1 protein-coding gene is annotated in these 1307 nt (G+C 68.5%); it reads left to right on the top strand.

The genetic code is table 11. From position 1 onward, the window contains the following. Window positions 1-1307, top strand: a 1307-nt coding sequence (locus ACE3TA_RS22575) for an IS66 family transposase (RefSeq protein ID WP_374576574.1), incomplete at both ends; no start/stop codon positions are given.

Genomic DNA, 1307 nt, shown 5'->3' with positions numbered 1-1307 from the left:
CGAGCGCAAACGCCCGTCCAGGAAGCCGTTCCCCGAGCACCTGCCGCGCGAGCGGGTCATCGTTCCCGGGCCCTGCGCCTGCGCCGCCTGCGGCGGGACGCGTCTGGCCAAGCTGGGCGAGGACGTCACCGAGACGTTGGAGGTGATCCCCCGGCAGTGGAAGGTGATCGCCCACGTCCGCGAGAAGTTCACCTGCCGGGACTGCGAGACCATCAGCCAGGCCCCGGCGCCCTTCCATGTCATCGCCCGCGGCTGGGCCGGGCCCAGCCTGCTGGCCATGATCCTGTTTGAGAAGTTCGGGCAGCATCAGCCGCTAAACCGCCAGGCCGAGCGCTACGCCAAGGAGGGCGTGCCGCTCAGCCTCTCCACCCTGGCCGACCAGGTCGGCGCCTGCGCCGCGGTGCTCATGCCGCTGTTTCGACGGATCGAGGCCCATGTCCTGGCCGCCGAGCGATTACACGGCGACGACACCACGGTTCCGGTCCTCGCCAAGGGCAAGACCGACACCGGTCGATTGTGGGTCTATGTCCGCGACGACAAACCCTTCGCCGGGCCCGCGCCGCCGGCGGCCGCCTTCTACTACTCACGGGATCGGCGGGGCGCCCATCCCATCGGACATCTGACGACCTGGTCTGGCGTCCTGCAGGCCGACGCCTATGGCGGCTATGGCGATCTCTACAAGCCCGGCCGTCCAGCAGGGCCGGTCCTGGAAGCGGGCTGTTGGGCGCACGCCCGACGCAAGTTCTTCGAGCTCGCCGATATCGAGGCCGCCGCCCACAAGAAGGCCAGGGGCGAGAAGCCGAAGGCCGTCTATCCCTTGGCCCTGGAAGCGGTTCTGCGCATCGACGCCATCTTCGCGATCGAGCGGGAGATCCTCGGCCTGTCTCCCGCCGAGCGGCTGGCGGTCAGACAGTCGCAGAGCAAGGCCATCGTCGTCGAGCTTGAGGCCTGGCTGCATGAGACCCGCGAGAAGCTCACCCGGGGACACGACCTCGCCAAGGCGATCAACTACATGCTCCGCCGCTGGCCCTCGTTCACGAGGTTTCTCGAGGATGGCCGCGTCTGTCTCAGCAACAACGCCGCCGAGCGCGCCCTACGCGGCATCGCGCTCGGCCGGAAGTCGTGGCTGTTCTGCGGATCAGATCGCGGCGGCCAGCGCGCGGCGATCATGTACAGCCTGATCGTCACCGCCAAGATGAACGACATCGACCCCCAAGCTTGGCTCGCTGATGTCCTCGCCCGCATCGCCGAGCACCCAGCCCAGCAGCTCGACGAGCTCCTGCCCTGGAATTGGCGGCCGCTAGGAG

Origin of the sequence: Phenylobacterium sp. (assembly GCF_041916435.1) — a bacterium.
Lineage (GTDB): Bacteria > Pseudomonadota > Alphaproteobacteria > Caulobacterales > Caulobacteraceae > Phenylobacterium.
This window is presented reverse-complemented; position numbering and strand designations above follow the sequence as displayed.